Source organism: Streptomyces sp. NPDC035033, from assembly GCF_040636735.1.
Classification (GTDB): domain Bacteria; phylum Actinomycetota; class Actinomycetes; order Streptomycetales; family Streptomycetaceae; genus Streptomyces.
Map to the genome: position 1 here is coordinate 1 of NZ_JBEZUZ010000202.1, position 2,907 is coordinate 2,907.

The window sequence follows — 2,907 nt, forward strand, 5'->3', positions numbered from 1 at the left end:
GTGGGCGGGCTTTCGAAGTCCGCCGACTCGGAGCTGCGCCACTACGAGGACTCCCGGCGGCATGGCCGCCGGGACGCAACCGACCCGGACGCGCTCCGGCGAACGTTCGCCGAGGCGGGAACTACCAGTGGGGCCGAATGCCGCGTGCGCCGTCGCATCGGGCCTTGCGGGGCATGCGGCCCCCAGGTCAGGCGTTGTCGTCGTTGATGAGGAGGATCTTGCCGAGGTGACCGCCGGCCTCCATCAGACGATGTCCCTCCGCCGCGTCCGCCATGGGTACGGTCTGGTCGATGACCAGCTTCACCGCCCCGTTCTCGATCATCGGCCACACGTTCTCCTGAACCGCAGCCACGACCTCGGCCTTGTACTCCTTCGAACGCGTCCGCAGCGTCGTCCCGTGCACCGACGCCCGCTTGAACACGATCTCCGCGAGATTCAGCTGCCCCTCCAGCCCCTTCTGCAGACCGATCACCACCAGCCGACCGTCAGCCGCCAGGGAACGCACGTTGCGCTCCAGGTAGTCACCGCCCACGACATCGAGGATCACGTCATAGGGGCCCTGCTCGGTGAAGTCCTCGGTGCGGTAGTCGATCGCCACATCCGCACCCAACTCCCGGGCCTGAGCGGCCTTCTCCGCCCCTCCCACGGTCGTGACGACGCGGGCGCCCAGAGCCTTGGCGATCTGGATCGCCATCGTCCCCACGCCGCCGGCGCCACCATGCACCAGCAGCGTCTCCCCGGGCTTCAGCCCCGCGGTCATGACGATGTTCGACCACACCGTCGCCGTCACCTCCGGCAGGCCTGCCGCCTCCGTCAGCCCCACGCCCTTCGGAATCGTCAGCAGCTGGCCTGCCGGCACGGCGACCTTCTGCGCGTACCCGCCACCCGTCAGCAGCGCGCAGACCTCGTCCCCCACCTGCCAACCGGTCACGCCCTCACCGACCGCGCTGATACGCCCCGAGACCTCCAGCCCCGGATACGGCGACCAGCCCGGCTGCAACGGGTACAGACCCCACCGCTGCATCACGTCCGCCCGGTTCAAAGCGCTGGCCACGACATCGATGACCACCTCACCCGCGCCGGGTGTCGGATCCTCGACGTCCACCCACTGCAGAACCTCAGGACCACCATGCTCCGTGATCGACACAGCCTTCACGACAACTCCGTTCCACGACCGAAATAAAGGACTCTCGCAACCGGGGAAGACGCGGTAGGCCCGCCTCGGCGAAAGGTGTGGCGCTCCATCCGGGCCGGAAGCGTGCCTTCCGGTGCGGGGAGCGGTGATCCGGCCTGAGCGGGATCACCGAGAACCCAATGTGTACGCCACTTACATTACCCCAGAGAAGTAAGCACCGCAAACATCAGGGAGGAATCTGCGGCTTCCGGAGACCCGAACCGCCTCCCACCCCGACACAAAGACGCTGGTCAAAGCTTGGTTACTGAGGCTCCCCCCGTCTCTGGCAGCAACATGCGTCCGGAAGCAGAGGGCGGGCACGGGCGACGAAAGGCAGGCGGCGGTGACCGAGAGCCACCCCTCGGTCACGACGGGCTCCGGGACCTGGGTGGAAAGCGGCGAGCACCCCTTCACCGTAGGGGTAGGTGACACGATCCCGCTCCAGGACACCCTCCCGGTCGAGCAGATGGCGCAGTTCAACCGTGAACGCCCCCGAGTACCAGCCCCACGCGAAGTGCTGCGGAGCGTTCGACCACTTCGAGGTCGCTCGCCACGTCACGGAGGCGGCCCTGCTGACGGGCGCCCGCACGGACCTGGTCGCACGGTTCTCCGCCATCGCCGGCGAACGGGGCAGCCACGGCCCCTGGCCCCTGGCGCATCCCGCTCCATCTCGCGGTCAACGTGGCGGACACTCCCTCACCAACCGGCGCTGGAGGGCGCTTTCACTTTCCGGACCACCATCGAGCCGGCCCTGGACCAGCGTCACTGAAGCTGTCCGGACCCGGGCAGGACTGTAGACCCGTGGTAGAGACCGCCGACCCGGATGGACAGGTATCCGGGCCGGCGGGGCAGGTGGCGCACAGGTTCACGACCGTACGGACGGGGCGGCATGGCAGCGGCTCATCCGGGTCACCGGCGGGAAAGCGTCCTCGGAGGAAACAGCACGGCGGGACCAGGCTGCCGGACGGCCGGGCCGAGACCTGTCGAGTCCTGTGCAGAAGATGCGCGCGGTCAGGTCCCGGGGTACGTCGACGGTGTGCCCCTGTCAGGGCATGGGCGGATACGCAGGACCGGCTGTTCGCCCCGGGGCGGCGGCTTCGGGCCGGGTTCGTCCGCTACGGCGTCGGCAGGGTGATCTCCCGCTTGAGGATCTTGCCGCTGGGGCCCAGCGGGAGCTGGTCCACGAGCTGTACCCGGCGGGGGTACTTGTAGGCCGCCACCCGTTCCTTGACGTACTCCCGCAGCTCGTCGGGGGTGGCCTGCGCGGAGGGGCGCAGGACGACCGCGGCCGCGACCTCTTCGCCCAGTTCGGCGTGCGGGACGCCGATCACGGCGGCCAGGGCGACGGCCGGGTGCTCGTGGAGGACCTCTTCGATCTCGCGCGGGTAGACGTTGTAGCCGCCACGGATGATCATGTCCTTCTTGCGGTCGACGACGTACAGGTAGCCGTCCTCGTCCGCGCGGGCGAGGTCCCCGGTGCGCAGCCAGCCGTCGGGGATGGCGGCCGCCGTGTCCTCGGGCCGGTTCCAGTAGCCCTTCATCACGTTGGGACCCCGCACGGCGAGCTCGCCGATCGCGCCGGGGGCCACGTCCTGCCCCTTGTCGTCCAGGAGCCGCACCTCGACATCCCGGATGGGGGTGCCGATCGAGCCGGCCTTGCGGGGCCGGTCGGGGTGGTTGAAGGTGACGACCGGGCTGGTCTCGGACATGCCGAAGCCCTCCAGGACCGCGCA

The 2,907-nt window shown here is 69.3% G+C and carries 2 protein-coding genes and 1 pseudogene; 1 reads left to right on the forward strand and 2 read right to left on the reverse strand.

The genetic code is table 11. The annotated features are described in order from the left end of the window. Positions 1-187: 187 nt before the first annotated feature. Positions 188-1,156 (reverse strand): NAD(P)H-quinone oxidoreductase, encoded by a 969-nt coding sequence (locus tag AB0E83_RS35330; RefSeq protein WP_362120903.1) that lies wholly within the window; start codon positions 1,154-1,156, stop codon positions 188-190. Positions 1,157-1,517: 361 nt separating this feature from the next. Between AB0E83_RS35330 and AB0E83_RS35335 the strand changes: the two are divergent. After that, positions 1,518-1,809 (forward strand): annotated as a pseudogene (locus tag AB0E83_RS35335) (catalase); the annotation flags it as partial. Between the two features lie 480 nt (positions 1,810-2,289). On the opposite strand, the gene AB0E83_RS35340 reads toward AB0E83_RS35335, so the two are convergent. Next, the coding region (locus AB0E83_RS35340) for an AMP-binding protein (protein WP_362120905.1) at positions 2,290-2,907 on the reverse strand (618 nt) is incomplete at its 5' end.